The following is a 14,455-nucleotide window of genomic DNA, read 5'->3' on the forward strand; positions in this document are numbered from 1 at the left end:
CGCGCCGAGCGCTTGAGCAAATCGACGGCTCCGCGCCCGGCGCGCTTGCCCAAACCGAAACCGAAGACTATCAAACCCAAACCCGCAGACTCTCGTTATGAATGAGGGACCAGCGGGGGGCAGGTCAAATGACGTCGCCAAAGCGATTGCCACATTCGAGGATCGGCACAAGGTGGAAGCCCGCGCCAAGGTGGAAGCTTTCGCCCGGGAACTCGGCTACTCCCTAGCCTACGGCGACCCCGAACAGCGCACCGACTCCAGCGGTCGCCGCCATGGCGAGTGCACCCCAGAGCGTGACCCTTGCAGCACCTCGAATAACACCAGCACCGCCAGCAGAAGCGCCTAATCCACCAAGAACCGCGAGGCCGAGGATCGTCGACACGGCGACCAAGAAAACGATCCGTGCATCCGGGACGACCAGTGCGACGATCAAGGGCAGCACCGCACCCACGGCGAAGGTCAGCGCCGACACCAAGGCGGCCTGGATCGGGCGGGCTGTCACGGTCTCGGAGATGCCAAGCTCGTCGCGGGCATGCGATCCGAGCGCGTCACGTTCGGTCAGTTGCACGGCCACCTTTTCGGCAAGGTCTCGGTCCAGCCCTCGCTCGACATAGATTTGGGTAAGTTCTTCGAGTTCGGCCTCGGGTGTTTCCGCCAGTTCGAGGGTCTCGCGCGCAAGGTCAGCGTTTTCCGCGTCAGTCTGGGAACTGACCGAGACGTATTCGCCTGCCGCCATGGACATCGCGCCGGCCACGAGGCCAGCCAGCCCCGCTATCAGGACCTCCGGCTTTCCCGATCCTGCTGCGGCGACGCCGACCACGAGGCTTGCCGTCGACACCAGCCCGTCGTTCGCGCCGAGAACGGCGGCCCGCAGCCAGCCGATGCGATGCACCATGTGGATTTCGGAATGCGAGAGGCGGCTCATGGCGTGGCTCCTTGCGCGATGTCATCCTGCCCGGAGGAGACAGCCTTTGGTTTCGGAATAGTGGGTTCATGGGGCGCGATGCGCAGCGCGCGGAGGGCGTTCAGGATCACTGCAACGTCGATGACCTCCTGCAGGAGCGCCCCCTGCACCGGAGTGAGATAGCCGAAAGCCGCCGCGATCATGCCCATGACCGAAAGGCCGATCCCGGCGACAACGCTTTCGACAGCGATGCGGCGCGCGCCGCGCGCGATCTCGATCCCTAGCCCGAGCCGGTCGATACGGTCGACAAGCAGCACGACATCCGCCGCCTCCGCCGATGCTGCGGCCCCGCGTGCGCCCATCGCGACACCCACATCGGCCGCCGCAAGCGCGGGCGCGTCGTTCACGCCGTCGCCCACCATCATGACGGGCCCGTGCTTGCGCTCGCTGAGGACGAGCAGGACCTTCTGGTCCGGCGTCAGCCCGGCCCTCAGACCGTCGAGCCCAAGCCCCTCGGTGACACGCTCGGCCACGTCGGCGCGGTCTCCGGTCGCGAGCAGGATCCGCGCGATCCCCTCGCGGCGCAGGCTTTCCAGCATGGCGCCCGCGCCGTCGCGCAACGGGTCGGACATCACCAGATACCCCGCCAGGTGACCGTCCACTGCCACAGCGACCAGGACCGATCCTGCGCCTTTGGCGGGGTGATCGTCTCCCATTCGCCCAACGCGGGACACAACGAAACCGTCGCCGCCGACGATCACGCTGTGGCCCTCGACATGACCCGCGACCCCTTCACCCGGAAACTCGGCAACCTCGGATGGCACGGGCAACGAGAAGCCCCGCGCCTTCGCGGCCGCAACGATGGCCTGCGCGACAGGGTGCTTGGAGGCCTGATCGAGCGCGGCAGCGAAGCGCAGGATGTCGCCCTCGGCCATGCCGTCATGGCTGTCGATCGAGACGATTTGCGGCCGGCCGTCCGTCAGCGTGCCGGTCTTGTCGAGGATCAGCGTGCGGATGCGCGCCATCGTCTCGAGCGGTCCCGCGCCTTTGATCAGCACCCCGAAATGCGCCGCGCGCGACAGGCCTGCGACCAGCGCGACCGGCACGGCCAGGATCAGGGGACATGGCGTTGCGACGACGAGCACGGCGACGGCCCGGATCGGATCGCCCGTGAACCACCAGGCAGCGAAGGCAATGCTGACCGTGACCGCCAGAAACCCCAGCGACCAACGGTCGGCCAGCCGCGACATCGGCGCCTTGGAGGCCTGCGCCTCTTTCACCAGCCGGACGATCCCGGCATAGGTGCTGTCCTTGGCCTCGTGAGTTGCGATCAGGTCGAAGGCTTCGCCCGCATTGGTCGATCCGCTCATGGCCTCGGCGCCGTAACGGAGCCGGACGGGCAGGGATTCCCCCGTCAGCGCCGAGGTATCGACGAAGGCCGTCTCTGAGCTCACGGTGCCATCCACCGGCACCACGTCGCCCTGCCGGATCAGAAGGCGGTCGCCGGGCGCAATTTCGTTCAGCGGCACTTCCTCCAGCCCGCCATTCCGGTGTCTTGTCGCGGTCCGAGGCACACGGGACAGCAGGTCGTGCATTTCACGGCGGGCACGCCCTTCCGCGAAGGCTTCGAGGAAGGTGCCGCCGGAATACATTACGGCGACCACCGCCGCGGCGAGGGTCTCGCCGAAGACGAGCGCCGCCGACATGGAGAGCGCGGCGACAATATCGAGGCCCACTTCGCCGGAACGCAGGCTGCGCAGGATCTCGACCACGAGCGCGGCGAGCGCGGGAACGACGCCCGCGATCCAGACCGCGTTCGCGACGTCGGGTTCGCCGGAAAAGTAGAAGGCAAGTCCCGCAATCAGGCCGGTCGCGGCAATGAGCAGGATAGCGGTCTTGAAGCGGTCGGTCCGTGTCGTTTCCATGCGGCTCATCTCCCCTCGGCTGAGGCGATTGCCGCTGGCTCTTCGGAAAATAGTCGTCCGACTCCCACGCCCCTTACGTTGACAACATCATCGCGCAAGAGGAACAGGGCGTCGAGGCCGCTTTGTTTTGCGAGCGTCGCGCCTTTGACCGGCCCAAGCACCATGAGGGCCGTCGCCCAGGCATCTGCCTCTGCACAGCTGCGGGCCACGACCGTGATGGAGGCCGGCGACGCGATCAGCGGCGCTCCCCGCCTCGGGTCCATCGTGTGCGACAGGCGGCGCCCCTGCACCTCGACCCAGTGACGGTAGTCGCCCGAGGTCGCGACGGCGGCATCCTGAAGCGCGAGGATCGAATGCGGCGTCCGGCGCTCGGCGTCCGGCGCCTCGACCGCGATGGTCCAGGCTTCACCGTCCGGCCTGAGGCCCATTGCACGCATCTCGCCATCGATCCCGACGAGTCCGTCGGATATGCCTTGATTGCGGAGGATTTCGGCCAGTCGATCCACGCCGTAGCCCTTGGCGATGCCATTCAGGTCCAGCGCGATGGGTGCGGCCTTGCGCACGTGTTCGCCGTTGATCTCGAGCACGTCATGCGCCGGGCGGCGCGAGGCGGCCATCGCGGTGCGGATGCCATCCGGCGCGGCGGCCTCCGGTCCGAAGCCCCAGGCCATCACCGCGTCGCCCATGCCGATGTCGAAGGCTCCGCCAGAGGCGCGGCCAATTTCCAGGCCGAGGCGTAGCACCTCGAGCAATCGTGCAGGAACAGCGATCCATTCACCGATCGGTGCCGCGTTGAGCCGCATAAGGTCGCTGTCCGGCTTCCAGGTCGACATCTGTCCGTCCACCTCATCCACGGCCGCCTGCAATGCCGAGCGGACCGGCCCCGGGTCGAAACCGGGGTCCGCGAATAACAGCGCCGACCACCTCGTGCCCATCGTCGGCCCGTTCAGCGCGATGCGCGCCCGCTCAGTAGACATCTTCGACATACCGCCCCTCCGCCTTCAGGACTGCTGGTGTCAGCCCGGCCGGCGCGAGGATCTCGGCCAGCGCCTCGGCCACGCCGGCGGCCATGTCTCGTCCGCCGCAGACCATCACGCGCGCCCCATTGCGGATGAGCTCCGCGACCTGAGTGGCCTCGCTGCGCAGCGCGTCCTGGACGTAATGGGGACGCGCCCCGCGCGAGACGGCCGTGACCAGCCGGCTTACACGCCCTTCGTCCTGCCATCCGGGGAACTCCTCGCCGTAGAAGAAATCGCTGTCGGGATGGCGCATGCCGAAGAACAGGTGGATCGGCCTGCGGCGCGTATTGCCGCGCACAAAGCCCGCTAGCGGCCCGATGCCGGTCCCCGCGCCGATCAGGATCAGGGGCGCCCGGCTTCGGCCCGGACGGAAGCCGGGGTTGGGGCGCAGGAAGGCGCTCACCGTGTCGCCAGGTTCCAGCGCTGTGAGCTGACCCGAGCAGAGCCCGCCGGGATGCTTCTTGACCACGATCTCGATGAAGCCGTCGCGGCGCCCAGAGGCGAGCGAATAGAGCCGCGGGACGGTCCCGCCTTCGGGCAGAATGCCGATCAGGTCACCCGTCTGGAACCGTGCGAACCCGCCCCCGAGCAGCCGTTGCCCGAGCGAGACGCGGGGAAACGCGAAGCGGAGGATGGCGGTCGGGGCCTGCACCTCGGCGCCGTAGTCGCGGCGCGAGACGAGGGTCAGCGTGGTCGTTTTGCGGCTGGACCGGCTGGTGCGTCAGTTCGAGTTCGATCCAGAGAGCGTCTCCGAGCGCCCCGCCCCAGCGCGCGAAATCCTGCGGCGATTGCCGGTCGATTGTGTCGAGCGGCAGAAGCTCGGGCCAGCCCTTCGCCTCTGCCGCAGTCGCGACGGACTTGGCGAAGGCGCAATAGGCCGGAAAGCTGCGGTCGCCGAAGCCGAGCACTGCCAGAGGAATGTCCGGCGCGCGGTCGGTCGCGTTCAGCCGGTCGAGAAAGCCCTTCGCCGAGGCCGGCGCCGCGCCGTCGCCATAGGTCGCGGCCAGCAGGATGATCCGCCGGGCGTTGGTGTAGCGCTCAGGGCCGAAGCCCGACATCGGGCCGACATGGACGCTCTGCCCGGCTTTCGTCAGCGCGGCGTGCAGCGTCGCGGCAAAGCCCCAGGTGCTGCCGCCCTCGCTGCCGACAAGCAAGATCGTCTCGGCGCGTCCGGCGGGCTGGTTGCCCCGGATGCGTGGTCGCCCGGGCCGCCCGGCGAGCCAGACCAGCACGCCGGTCGCGCCCATGGCCGGCACGCCGAGCGCCATGAGCCCCAGCACGAGCCCCAGCGTCGCCGCACCCTGTCCGGTGTGCAGCATGTAGATGGTCTCCGAGACGCGCTCCCACCCGGTCAGGTCGGCCCAGGCCAGCAGCGCCCCGTCGCCCTGATCGAGATATCCGGTGCCCCGGTCGGTCTTGAGCGTGAATACGTCTGTTGCGTCGCCGGGATAGGGAAAGCTCAGCTCGCGCAACTCGGCGACCGGCGTTCGCCGAAGCGTGGGCATCCGGCCCGGAGCGAAGCCGGTCTCCCCACTGACCTCGGCAGGGGCGACCGGCAGGACGCCTCCGTCCGGCAGGAGATCGAAGGTAGACGCCGTCATCCAGAGGGCGGTGGTGGAGGACAGAACGAGGCCGATGACGGCGATCCGGGCGATCTCGACATGCAGCCTGCCCGTGAACGGACCGCGCAAGGACGCGAACCAGTGCCGCCATCCGCCCGCCCGTCGCACGACCAGCATAGCACCCGAGAGCGAGAGGACCAGCATCGCCGCGGCCCCGGCGGCCATGGCGATGCGCCCGCCATCCCCGAGGAAGAGCGAGCGATGAAAGTTGGTGAGCCAGCGAAGCGCCTGGTTCGGGTCGGCCGAGGCCACGCCCGCGCCCGTCGCCGGGTCGATCACGGCAGCACCCGGCGCGCCCTGATCGAACCAATAGGCGGTGATCCGACCGGAGGGCGACCGCCGGATCTGCTCGACGCCCGGATAGACGACCTGGATGCGCTCCGCGAGGGTGGCGACTGTCAGGCCAGTCTCCACCTGCGGCGCGGTGATGCGCTCGACTGCCGGAAAGACCGAGAGCGCAGCGCCGCTCAGGCTCAGGATCGTGACGAGCGCGAGTGCCAGAAGACCCGGCCAGCGATGGAGTGTACGGATCATGGCCCTGCCCCTCACATGTCGTAGGAGAAGTTGGCGATGTAGCGCCGCCCGCTCACCGGCGTGCCCGCGCCCGCCGTCGTCAGCGGCACGGCCACCTCGTTCGGGCTGTCGCGCATATCCTCGACTGCCGCGTCGATGTGCAGCGTGTAGCCCGCATCGAACAGCGCGTCGGCCAGATCGAGCGTGATCTCGAGACTGCGGCCCGCGCCGACGCTGGCGCCGGTGATACCGTTTACCTGCGCGGTATCGCCGCCCGTGGCACGGTACCAGTCGCTCAGATGCTCGTAGTACTTGGACTTGCCACCAGCCATCCAGAGACTGCCGACATAGGCGCCCGAGGCGTCGGTAACGTAAAGCGCGAGGTAAGCGCCGTCGCCACCATAGTTGTTAAGGGTGGTTGTGAGCGTCACGGGCCGTGCCATAGCGAGGCCGGGAAGCGTGAGTGCGGTGGTAAGCGCGAGCGTTGCGAGAAGTGATTTCATGGGAATGATCCTTGTTCAGGGTGCTTCGGAGCTGTTCAGTTCACCTGAACCTGCGGAGGGGCGCCGTTTCCGAAGAGGCCGTTCTGCGGAGGAGCGACCGTTCCAGCGGGCGCGGGATTGCGGGCGCCACCGCGGTCGTCGTCATCATCCTCGTAGTCCATCTCGACGATCTGCAGCGTCGCCGGATCGAACTTCACCTCGATCTCGCGGCCATTCTGGTCTCGGCCTTCGATTTCGTAGCAGCCGTCGTCGATCTCGAAGTCGCGCACCGTCCAACCGTTCTGTTCGGCCATCTGCATGGCGGCCTCGCGCGGCTGCCACTGGTCACGGGGCGCATTGCAATCATCGTCGTCGGCCAGCGCAGCGCCGGCGGGCAAAAGTGCGATCAGGGCAAGGGCGGTCAGGGTCTTTTTCATGGCAAGGGGTCCTTTCGTTTGATGAGACCAATCTGGCACCCCGACCTGAGGGCATCCTGACGCCCCAGCGATTCCTGCTTCAGCTTGCCGTCAGGAAAATGGCCCCGCCGATGATGACGGGGCCAAAAAGATGCGAGCGCAGGCTACAGGGCTGGCATGGCTATACGCCCTGCCCCGCGTTCAGGTGAATTCGAACTGCTCGAAGCGGACACGGCGAGGCGTTTGGCCTTGTGCTTTCAAGCCCTTGAGAATCCCGTCCTTCAGACCGGTTGGGCCGCAGAACCACAGATCGGCTTGCCGGATCGCGAAAGGGACCGCGCCAATCAGGCGCTCGGCCGTGAGCCTGCCATCGCGCGTCGTAACGACCACCTCGAAACTGAACCTCGGGTTGCGGGCAGCCGCAGCGCGCAACGTCTCTACGCCAATCGCCTCCTCTTGTGTCGGAACGCAGTAGATGAGGTGAATGTCGCGACTCTCCGCCTCTGTCAGGCTTTCCGCCCAGGCGAGGAACGGCGTGATACCGATGCCGCCGGCAAGCCATATTTGGCGCGCACCGCCCTTGCGGAAATTGAACCGTCCATATGGCCCTTCGACCTGCACGCGCGTTCCGGTCCGCAAGATGGCGGGCAGGCTTCGTGTCCAGCCACCCAACCCCCTGATGCAGAACGTCAGGGTGCCGTCAGGGCGCGGGGCGCTGGCAATCGTGAAAGGGTGCGGCTCGGACAGTCCTGCCTCTGGCGCGCGGAAGAAGGCGAATTGCCCCGGCCGCCACCGCATGGCCCGCCCCTCGGGGCGGAGGGTTAGCGTGGTGGTGTCCTTGGTCTGGCTGATCTCTGTGACGGTGAATTCTCTACGCCGCAGGTACGGGGCGACCAGCTCGGTGAATATCCACGCGATCACTCCGGCGATGCCGAATGTGTTCAGAAGCACCGAGAGCGATGGATCTACCTCTGTCGGCAGGTCGACGAAGAACTGGTGAAAGACCACGATTGCAAAAAGGGCCCCCATGAAACGATGGCTGAACCGCCAGATTTGATAGGGGATTTCCAGTGGGGTGAAGGGCAATCTCCGGAACCAGCTGACAGCAACCAGGGCAAGAAGCGCGTTGAAGGCAAGTTCGCCCGCCTCTTCACCAAGTTCACCAAGGGAGGTTTCACGCACCAAACGCTCGAAATCCGGCTCGATCTGCTGGTGCAGGATCATCAGGACCATTGCGGAAATACCAAGCCACTTGTGGACCCGGTACATGCGATCGAGACCGCCGAACAACGGCTCCACCAGCGGCGGCCGTGCGGCGAGGATCAGGGTCTGTGCCATCGCGACAACTGCCGCGGCCCCGACGGCGATGCCGAGCGCGGCATCCGCACCATAAGTCGCATAGGTGTTGAAACCGAGCAAAGCCGCCAGCAGGCATGGCAACGCAACCAGCACCGGGCCCGTCAGGGCTAGAGGAGAGTTTAGGGAAAGCCGGGAGAGTGGCGGCAGGCTCGGCACCGGGACAATACCGTCGCGACGCGCTGCATCAGTCATCGTCGCGTCTCTCGTGATCCCGCTCGCGGCGATCATCCTCGTCGTCCTCGTATTCGAACTCGATTACCTCCAGCGTGGCCGGGTGGACAGTCACCTCGATCGCACGCCCCTCGGCATCCCTCCCGTCGATCTCGTAGCAGCCGTCATCGATCTTGATCCGGCGCACCGTCCAACCATTTTCCTCGGCCAGCATGGCAACAGCATCGCGCGGCTGCCAGTCGGCCATCGGCACGAAGCAATCGTCGTCAGCCAGCGCCGCGCCGGCCGTAAAGACCGCGAGAAAGCCGATAATTGTCAATGTCTTCTTCATGGGGCACACTCCTAGTGGCTCGCCTCTTGATGCCATTCATGCGCCGCGAAGCTGACGGCAGCCTGAAGGGGCTCGACCCACAAGCTTCAGCTTCGTGTCAGCCAGACGGATCATGGAGGGACATCAGGAAAGGACGGGTACGACCATGCGCATATTGCTGATCGAGGACGACACGACTCTTGGCGCTGCCGTGCGCGACCAGATCGCAGCTGATGGCCAGTCAGTAGACTGGGTCACGCGGCTAGACGCGGCGGCAGACGCGATGAGCGCAACCTCTTACGACCTGCTCCTGCTCGACCTCATGCTGCCAGACGGACGTGGTATCGGGTTCCTCAAGGGCCTCAGGACGCGTGGAGACGTGACGCCGGTCATCATCCTGACGGCGCTCGACCAGGTGTCCGATAGGATCGAAGGCCTCAATGCGGGCGCTGACGACTATCTTGTGAAGCCCTTCGACCTGTCGGAACTGTCGGCACGGATCGGATCGGTCGCGCGGCGCTACAGCGGCAACCCCAACCCGATCCTGACCCACGGACCGCTCGACATCGACCTTGCCGCGCGCAGCGTCCATCGGGATGGCAGACATGTGCCGCTGACGGCGCGGGAATGGGCGCTCTTCGAGGCCTTCCTGGCGCGTCCCGGGCAGCTCCTGTCCAAGGCGCAGTTGGAGGAGAAGCTCTACGCTTTCGACGCCGAAGTCGAGAGCAACACCATCGAGGTGCACGTGAGCCGCCTGCGCAAGAAACTGGGGAGCGCCATCATCGAGACCGAGCGCGGCATGGGTTACCGGCTGGGCAAGCCATGATGTGGCCATCCAGCCTTCAGGTACGGCTCGGCTTGTCACTCGGCCTTGTGCTGACGATCCTCTGGCTCGCCGCCGCCACGGTTACCGCGGTGATCGTTCGGGGCGAGATGGACGAGGTCTTCGACAGCGCCCTGCGCGAAACCGCCGAGCGCATCCTTCCGCTGGCCGTGACCGACATCGTCGGCCGAGAAGATCAGGGTGTGACGCAGCGCCTCGCGCCGATCCGGGAGCATGACGAGTTCTTCACCTACATCGTACGCGATGCCGAGGGACGCATTTTGCTGCAATCCCATGCGGCGGACCCTGCCGTGTTCCCTCCATACGACGGGCCGGGATTTGGGCAGAACGCCACACATCGCCTCTACAGCGACGCGGCGCTCCAGGGGACGATCAGCATCACCGTGGCCGAACCGTTGGCGCATCGCGCATCGGTTGCTCTTGAAATCCAGATGGGCCTCGGCCTGCCGCTGCTGGTCGTGCTGCCGTTGGCGCTCGCGTCGATTATTCTCGCTGTGCGCTTTAGCCTCGCCCCTCTCCATCGGTTCCGTACGCGGCTTGAAGCGCGCGGCGTGCGCGACCTGTCAGAAGTACCCGCGGCCGACCTGCCGACCGAAATCGGACCGCTGGCCGCAACCTTGAACAGCCTTTTGGCTCGGTTGCGCGACGCGTTCGAGGCTGAGCGAAGTTTTGCAGCCAATGCGGCTCATGAACTAAGGACACCATTGGCGGGCGCTATCGCCCAGGCGCAGCGACTGCGGTCAGAGACCAAAGATCCGACCATCGACGCCCGTGCCGCCGAGATCGAGGCGACGCTCAAGCGTCTCGCTCGGCTGTCCGAACGTCTCCTGCAGCTTGCGCGGGCGGAAGGCGGTAGACTTCGGATGGACCAGAGCGCTGATGTCAGAACCATCACTCGGGTCGTGGTGGAAGATATTGCGCGCAGCACAGAGAACGGGCGCCTTATGTTGAACTTGCCGGACACGCCTGTCTTGTCTGATATCGACCCCGACGCATTGGGAATTCTGTGCCGGAATCTGGTGGAAAACGCCCTACGCCACGGGGCGCAGAATGCCCCAGTCGAGGTTACACTCACGTGCGACGGGCAGTTGATCGTGGCGAACGAGGGCCCCGCGGTAGCAACCCAAACACTCGAACGCCTGACAGGGCGCTTCGAGAGGGCAGATGCAAAAACTGATGGTAGCGGGCTTGGCCTCGCTATCGTCTCAGCCATCGCAGAACGGATCGAAACCTCTCTCTTGCTCCAGTCACCACGTCCCGGTGAAACTTCTGGATTTCAGGCATCCGTCAGATTGCCAACAGATGCTCCAAATGCCCATGTGAAAGATCGGGAGCATTGGCCTTGAAGTCTGACGCATCACCGGCGACGTCATCGTTTGAAGAAAATCGCAGAAACGTAGGAAAGCTTTCTTATAGGAGAGCTATTTTCTTATATTTTTTCTGCACTTAGGACTGCTCTGTAGAGCAGGCCCGCTATCGGCGATAGCCGCTTTTGCGCCAAGCCCTCGGGAAGTGAGGCCGAAGCCTCACCCGAAGGGATCGTATTCCGAGACGATCACGACCTCGTCGCCGTCGATTTCATCGGCGGGGACGGCGCCGAAGGTTCCATCCCCTGCCTGGAAGACGACGATCGAGACCATGAGCGTGGCGGCGAGGGAGGCTGCGAAGGCGTGTGCATCTTTGCGGGACATCTGTTTGGCTCCTGTCTTGGAGGCGGGGGACCATCCCCCGCGCGACAGGACCCCGCAGGCCCGAATACTGGCTGACATCACCGGGTACGTTCGGCTTGCCCGAATCCATCCGGCGGCACGGGCTTGCCCGTAGTCCGACCCCTCGCGGGTTGATCTCGAAGACGGGATTCGGGCCAAGGAAGGGAATGGCGAGCGGGGGATGGTCCCCCAACATCAGGAGCCGGTTGTCCCGCTGATGCTTGGAACGCCGCCAGCCTCCCGGCCACGCTCTTGGTTGAAGACTTCTTCTTTGGGGATGGATCCTTTGGTGTCGCGTAGCCCTTAATTGTGAGATGAGAAATGGGAGTGGAAAAATTCTGGGGATTCGTGTTGTGAGCGGCCTATTCTCGTGCATTCACTGCAGGAGGATTGGTGATGAAAGTTCGTATCAGGATCGAAACTGAATTCGGCTGGGGCGAGCGGCGGTTGCATGAGATCGGCGGCCTTGAACGGAGTTCCATCGAGGCGTCGGAGGCAAGCCTTGGTTTGAGCCTGACCGAGGGGAAGTCGATCCTGAAAGAAATCCAGCGGGCGGTTCTGCAGGATCAAGTGGAAGAAATCAGTGAGGTCGAGCAGGTTTGCCCAACCTGTTCGACATATCTTCCGGTCCACGATCGCCGCCCACGTCGGGTCGACACGCTTTTTGGCCGCGTGACGGTCGAGGCGCCGCGTGTCCGGATGTGTATGTGTCGCTTCCCGGAGTTTCCGGAGTTCAAAGCGGCATATTCTCCGCTCACGCGAATTCTCCCGGAAAACGCCACGCCCGAACTTCGCAGGCTGCAAGCTGATCTCGGTGCGCGACACAGTTTTAGGGAAGCTGCGCGGCTTCTGAACGAGCTAACGCCATGCGCCAGGCAGAACCACGCGACGATCCGCAACCGCCTTGCCTCTGTAGCTGCATGTCTGGAAGACGGGTGCGACGAGGCACCCAAGGTTTCGGATGTACAATCAATTCCAACCGAAGTAACGGTGTTTCTGGACAGCGCTTATGTTCGCTCACGCCCCGAATATCAGCGACGAAACTTTGAAGTCATTGTCGGCTCCATAGAGAGCGAAACAGGCAAGAAGCGTCGGCTCGGATTGAGCCAGGCCGGTGCCGACCACCCCATAGACAGCCTGCGATCCAATCTGAAAGCCGCCGGTTGGCGGGAGGGCGTATCGGTGACCGTGTTGTCCGATGGTGAACCGGCACTTCCCCGTTTGGTCCGAAACGCAACCAATGCGGAAGTCCATCATGTCCTTGACTGGTGGCACGTTTCGGCCCGCATCAGGCATGTAGAGACGACGTTCCAAAGCTTGCTGTCCCAGCTTGAAAGTGACGAGACCCCTGGAATCGAGGTGCTTGTAGAACGACTACGCTGGCGCATATGGCATGGCCAGACGAGCCGCGCACTTGATGCGCTTGGCACCCTGTTCAGATTTGCAATGCGGGCTCGCGAATGCGCGAATGGTTGGATCAGGGAAGCAGCAATGTCAGCCGCCGCACGCACATTGGATCTGCAGACCTACCTGAATCATAACATATCAGCCGTCATCGACTACGGGCGTCGACGCCGGCAAGGGAAGGCAGTCTCAACTTCACGTGCAGAAGGTCTCGTCAACGAAATCGCCAACGTCCGAATGGGAAAGAAACAACGAATGCGCTGGTCACCAAACGGAGCTCACCGAGTAGCAGCCGTAAGAGCCGCAGTTCTGGACGGAAGGCTTTCAGGTGAAAACCTTTGCGTCGCCTAATCACCAGACTTTTTCCACTCCCAAGGGAAAACGCTCGATCGGCGCGAGGGTGGACACGATGGTCCAACCAAGATGGATGAACGTGCCGCCCTCTCCGCAGATCACATGGGCATTCGGCAGCTTCGCCGCCTGCCTGAGATAGCCGAGATCACGCAGGACTGTCTGGCGTTCGAGCCGCTGTGCCAGCAACGTCTGGCCAGTTCGGCGGAGTTCCTTGTGCCGCCACCACGAGGCAGCGGTCGCGCGCAGCACGCGTAAGACACCTGTTTGCATTGGAATGCCCTTCATCAGGAACGGCAGACCGGAACCCGGCCCGGACCCATCCGAGGGACTCCAAAGGCCCTCATCCGTCAGTCACAAAACCCGAAGAACACTTTCTCTTTTTCCGGCCCCTTTGGGCACACAACAAAACCGAAAAGCCCGACCCTTCTGCCGAAGCCATTGATTTCATGCAGCAATTCCAGATCGGCAGGCAAGATCGGCAACGCATATCGGCAAAACCTTGCTTGAAAGTACGAAATGTGTTTATTTTTCAATTACTTTGCAAACATGGAAGATCGGCAAAAATGCTGGAAACACCCGCCAGGATCGAACCCTGCTTCTTCGAGGAGCATATTCCCACAGAACTGGCAGACCTTTCGGTCGACATCCAGAGGGAAGCCACCGGGCTGGGACAAGGGTTGCATCCTGACAGCGCAGCCGAACTTGCCGATCTCGTCCGTGTGATGAACTGCTACTACTCCAACCTGATCGAAGGACACAACACGCGCCCCCGCGACATCGAAAGGGCGCTGGCTGGTGCCGAGCTTGAGGAAGAAACCCGTCCCCTCGCCCTTGAGGCCCGGGCGCACGTCATCGTTCAACGGGCCATCGACGAGATGCATCGCAAGGGCACCCTGCCCCGCCCCACATCCGTCGAATTCCTGACTTGGGTCCATAAGAGCTTCTACGACGAGATGCCGGATGAGTTTCGGGTCATCGAACATCCCGACGGCACACAAGAGCCCATCGTTCCGGGACGCATGCGCCAGGATGATGATCGGGAAGTTGCGGTCGGGCGCCACCTACCTCCTTCATCGTCGCGCGTCGCGGCATTCATGGACCATTTCGACAAACGATTTCAGATTGCGGCGCGGTCTTCGAGCGGACGGATCATCGCGATCGCCTCTGCGCATCACCGGCTGAACTACATCCACCCTTTCCCGGATGGGAACGGGCGCGTCAGCAGACTGATGTCTCATGCCATGGCCCTCACAGCGGGGATTGGAGGCCAAGGACTTTGGTCCGTATCGCGTGGGCTAGGTCGTGAACTCATAAACGGGATTCCGTTTTTGGCGGTGTGATGATTCACTTTCGGAAACGGAGGTGAGCATGACGGGCAGACACGATGTGAGCGATGCGGAATGGGCGGTGATCTCGCCGCTGT

Annotated in this window: 11 protein-coding genes and 3 pseudogenes; 4 read left to right on the top strand and 10 right to left on the bottom strand. The window is 64.1% G+C overall.

All coding sequences use genetic code 11. The features are described from left to right. Window positions 1–223: 223 nt before the first annotated feature. The 8 genes and pseudogenes from PSA7680_RS17875 to PSA7680_RS17910 all read right to left on the bottom strand — a co-directional run bounded on the left by PSA7680_RS17875 (window position 224) and on the right by PSA7680_RS17910 (window position 8,742). Window positions 224–925, bottom strand: coding sequence for a VIT1/CCC1 transporter family protein (locus PSA7680_RS17875; RefSeq protein ID WP_054540788.1), 702 nt, complete (start codon window positions 923–925; stop codon window positions 224–226). Further along, window positions 922–2,829, bottom strand: coding sequence for a heavy metal translocating P-type ATPase (locus PSA7680_RS17880; protein ID WP_085870036.1), 1,908 nt, complete (start codon window positions 2,827–2,829; stop codon window positions 922–924). The genes PSA7680_RS17875 and PSA7680_RS17880 overlap by 4 nt, the downstream gene beginning before the upstream one ends. Window positions 2,830–2,834: 5 nt before the next feature. Beyond that, entirely contained in the window at window positions 2,835–3,815 is a 981-nt protein-coding gene (locus tag PSA7680_RS17885) for an FAD:protein FMN transferase (protein ID WP_007803253.1), read from the bottom strand. After that, window positions 3,796–6,004: pseudogene (locus PSA7680_RS17890) on the bottom strand (PepSY domain-containing protein). Before PSA7680_RS17890 ends, PSA7680_RS17885 begins: the two are co-directional and overlap by 20 nt. An 11-nt stretch (window positions 6,005–6,015) precedes the next feature. Further along, the gene (locus PSA7680_RS17895) at window positions 6,016–6,486 is read right to left on the bottom strand and encodes a DUF2271 domain-containing protein (protein ID WP_028288620.1); all 471 of its coding nucleotides are present in this window, start codon (window positions 6,484–6,486) and stop codon (window positions 6,016–6,018) included. A gap of 35 nt (window positions 6,487–6,521) precedes the next feature. After that, complete coding sequence (locus PSA7680_RS17900; protein WP_028288621.1) at window positions 6,522–6,902, bottom strand: PepSY domain-containing protein; 381 nt, start codon at window positions 6,900–6,902, stop codon at window positions 6,522–6,524. Between the two features lie 180 nt (window positions 6,903–7,082). Continuing rightward, window positions 7,083–8,468: a ferredoxin reductase family protein gene (locus PSA7680_RS17905; RefSeq protein ID WP_028288622.1), complete on the bottom strand. Its 1,386-nt coding sequence runs from the start codon at window positions 8,466–8,468 to the stop codon at window positions 7,083–7,085. Next, window positions 8,425–8,742, bottom strand: coding sequence for a PepSY domain-containing protein (locus PSA7680_RS17910; protein WP_028288623.1), 318 nt, complete (start codon window positions 8,740–8,742; stop codon window positions 8,425–8,427). The genes PSA7680_RS17905 and PSA7680_RS17910 overlap by 44 nt, the downstream gene beginning before the upstream one ends. Before the next feature lie 145 nt (window positions 8,743–8,887). Between PSA7680_RS17910 and PSA7680_RS17915 the strand changes: the two genes are divergently transcribed. Beyond that, window positions 8,888–9,547: a response regulator transcription factor gene (locus tag PSA7680_RS17915; RefSeq protein WP_009503873.1), complete on the top strand. Its 660-nt coding sequence runs from the start codon at window positions 8,888–8,890 to the stop codon at window positions 9,545–9,547. Further along, a complete protein-coding gene (locus PSA7680_RS17920) occupies window positions 9,544–10,911 on the top strand; it encodes a sensor histidine kinase (protein ID WP_085870037.1) in 1,368 nt (455 codons plus the stop codon). The genes PSA7680_RS17915 and PSA7680_RS17920 overlap by 4 nt, the downstream gene beginning before the upstream one ends. Window positions 10,912–11,091: 180 nt before the next feature. Here PSA7680_RS17920 and PSA7680_RS18805 read toward each other — a convergent pair whose 3' ends face one another. Next, window positions 11,092–11,256, bottom strand: a complete 165-nt coding sequence (locus PSA7680_RS18805) for a hypothetical protein (protein WP_007803240.1) — start codon at window positions 11,254–11,256, stop codon at window positions 11,092–11,094. A 414-nt stretch (window positions 11,257–11,670) separates the two neighbouring features. Here PSA7680_RS18805 and PSA7680_RS17925 point away from each other — a divergent pair, with 414 nt between their 5' ends. Next, the gene (locus tag PSA7680_RS17925; protein ID WP_085870038.1) at window positions 11,671–13,029 is read left to right on the top strand and encodes an ISKra4 family transposase; all 1,359 of its coding nucleotides are present in this window, start codon (window positions 11,671–11,673) and stop codon (window positions 13,027–13,029) included. Window positions 13,030–13,050: 21 nt separating this feature from the next. Here the strand turns inward: PSA7680_RS17925 and PSA7680_RS17930 are convergent. Beyond that, window positions 13,051–13,317: pseudogene (locus PSA7680_RS17930) on the bottom strand (hypothetical protein); the annotation flags it as partial. Between the two features lie 278 nt (window positions 13,318–13,595). On the opposite strand from PSA7680_RS17930, the pseudogene PSA7680_RS17935 reads away from it, so the two are divergent. Next, window positions 13,596–14,342 (top strand): annotated as a pseudogene (locus PSA7680_RS17935) (Fic family protein); the annotation flags it as partial. Between the last annotated feature and the right edge of the window lie 113 nt (window positions 14,343–14,455).

Source organism: Pseudoruegeria aquimaris (assembly GCF_900172235.1).
GTDB classification, from domain to species: Bacteria; Pseudomonadota; Alphaproteobacteria; order Rhodobacterales; family Rhodobacteraceae; genus Pseudoruegeria; species Pseudoruegeria aquimaris.

What these genes read in the sequence shown, in the direction of transcription:
- PSA7680_RS17875 (WP_054540788.1), bottom strand. Translation starts at nt 925, where the DNA reads ATGAGCCGCCTCTCGCATTCCGAAATCCACATGGTGCATCGCATCGGC.
- PSA7680_RS17880 (WP_085870036.1), bottom strand. Translation starts at nt 2,829, where the DNA reads ATGGAAACGACACGGACCGACCGCTTCAAGACCGCTATCCTGCTCATT.
- PSA7680_RS17885 (WP_007803253.1), bottom strand. Translation starts at nt 3,815, where the DNA reads ATGTCGAAGATGTCTACTGAGCGGGCGCGCATCGCGCTGAACGGGCCG.
- PSA7680_RS17895 (WP_028288620.1), bottom strand. Translation starts at nt 6,486, where the DNA reads ATGAAATCACTTCTCGCAACGCTCGCGCTTACCACCGCACTCACGCTT.
- PSA7680_RS17900 (WP_028288621.1), bottom strand. Translation starts at nt 6,902, where the DNA reads ATGAAAAAGACCCTGACCGCCCTTGCCCTGATCGCACTTTTGCCCGCC.
- PSA7680_RS17905 (WP_028288622.1), bottom strand. Translation starts at nt 8,468, where the DNA reads ATGATCGCCGCGAGCGGGATCACGAGAGACGCGACGATGACTGATGCA.
- PSA7680_RS17910 (WP_028288623.1), bottom strand. Translation starts at nt 8,742, where the DNA reads ATGAAGAAGACATTGACAATTATCGGCTTTCTCGCGGTCTTTACGGCC.
- PSA7680_RS17915 (WP_009503873.1), top strand. Translation starts at nt 8,888, where the DNA reads ATGCGCATATTGCTGATCGAGGACGACACGACTCTTGGCGCTGCCGTG.
- PSA7680_RS17920 (WP_085870037.1), top strand. Translation starts at nt 9,544, where the DNA reads ATGATGTGGCCATCCAGCCTTCAGGTACGGCTCGGCTTGTCACTCGGC.
- PSA7680_RS18805 (WP_007803240.1), bottom strand. Translation starts at nt 11,256, where the DNA reads ATGTCCCGCAAAGATGCACACGCCTTCGCAGCCTCCCTCGCCGCCACG.
- PSA7680_RS17925 (WP_085870038.1), top strand. Translation starts at nt 11,671, where the DNA reads ATGAAAGTTCGTATCAGGATCGAAACTGAATTCGGCTGGGGCGAGCGG.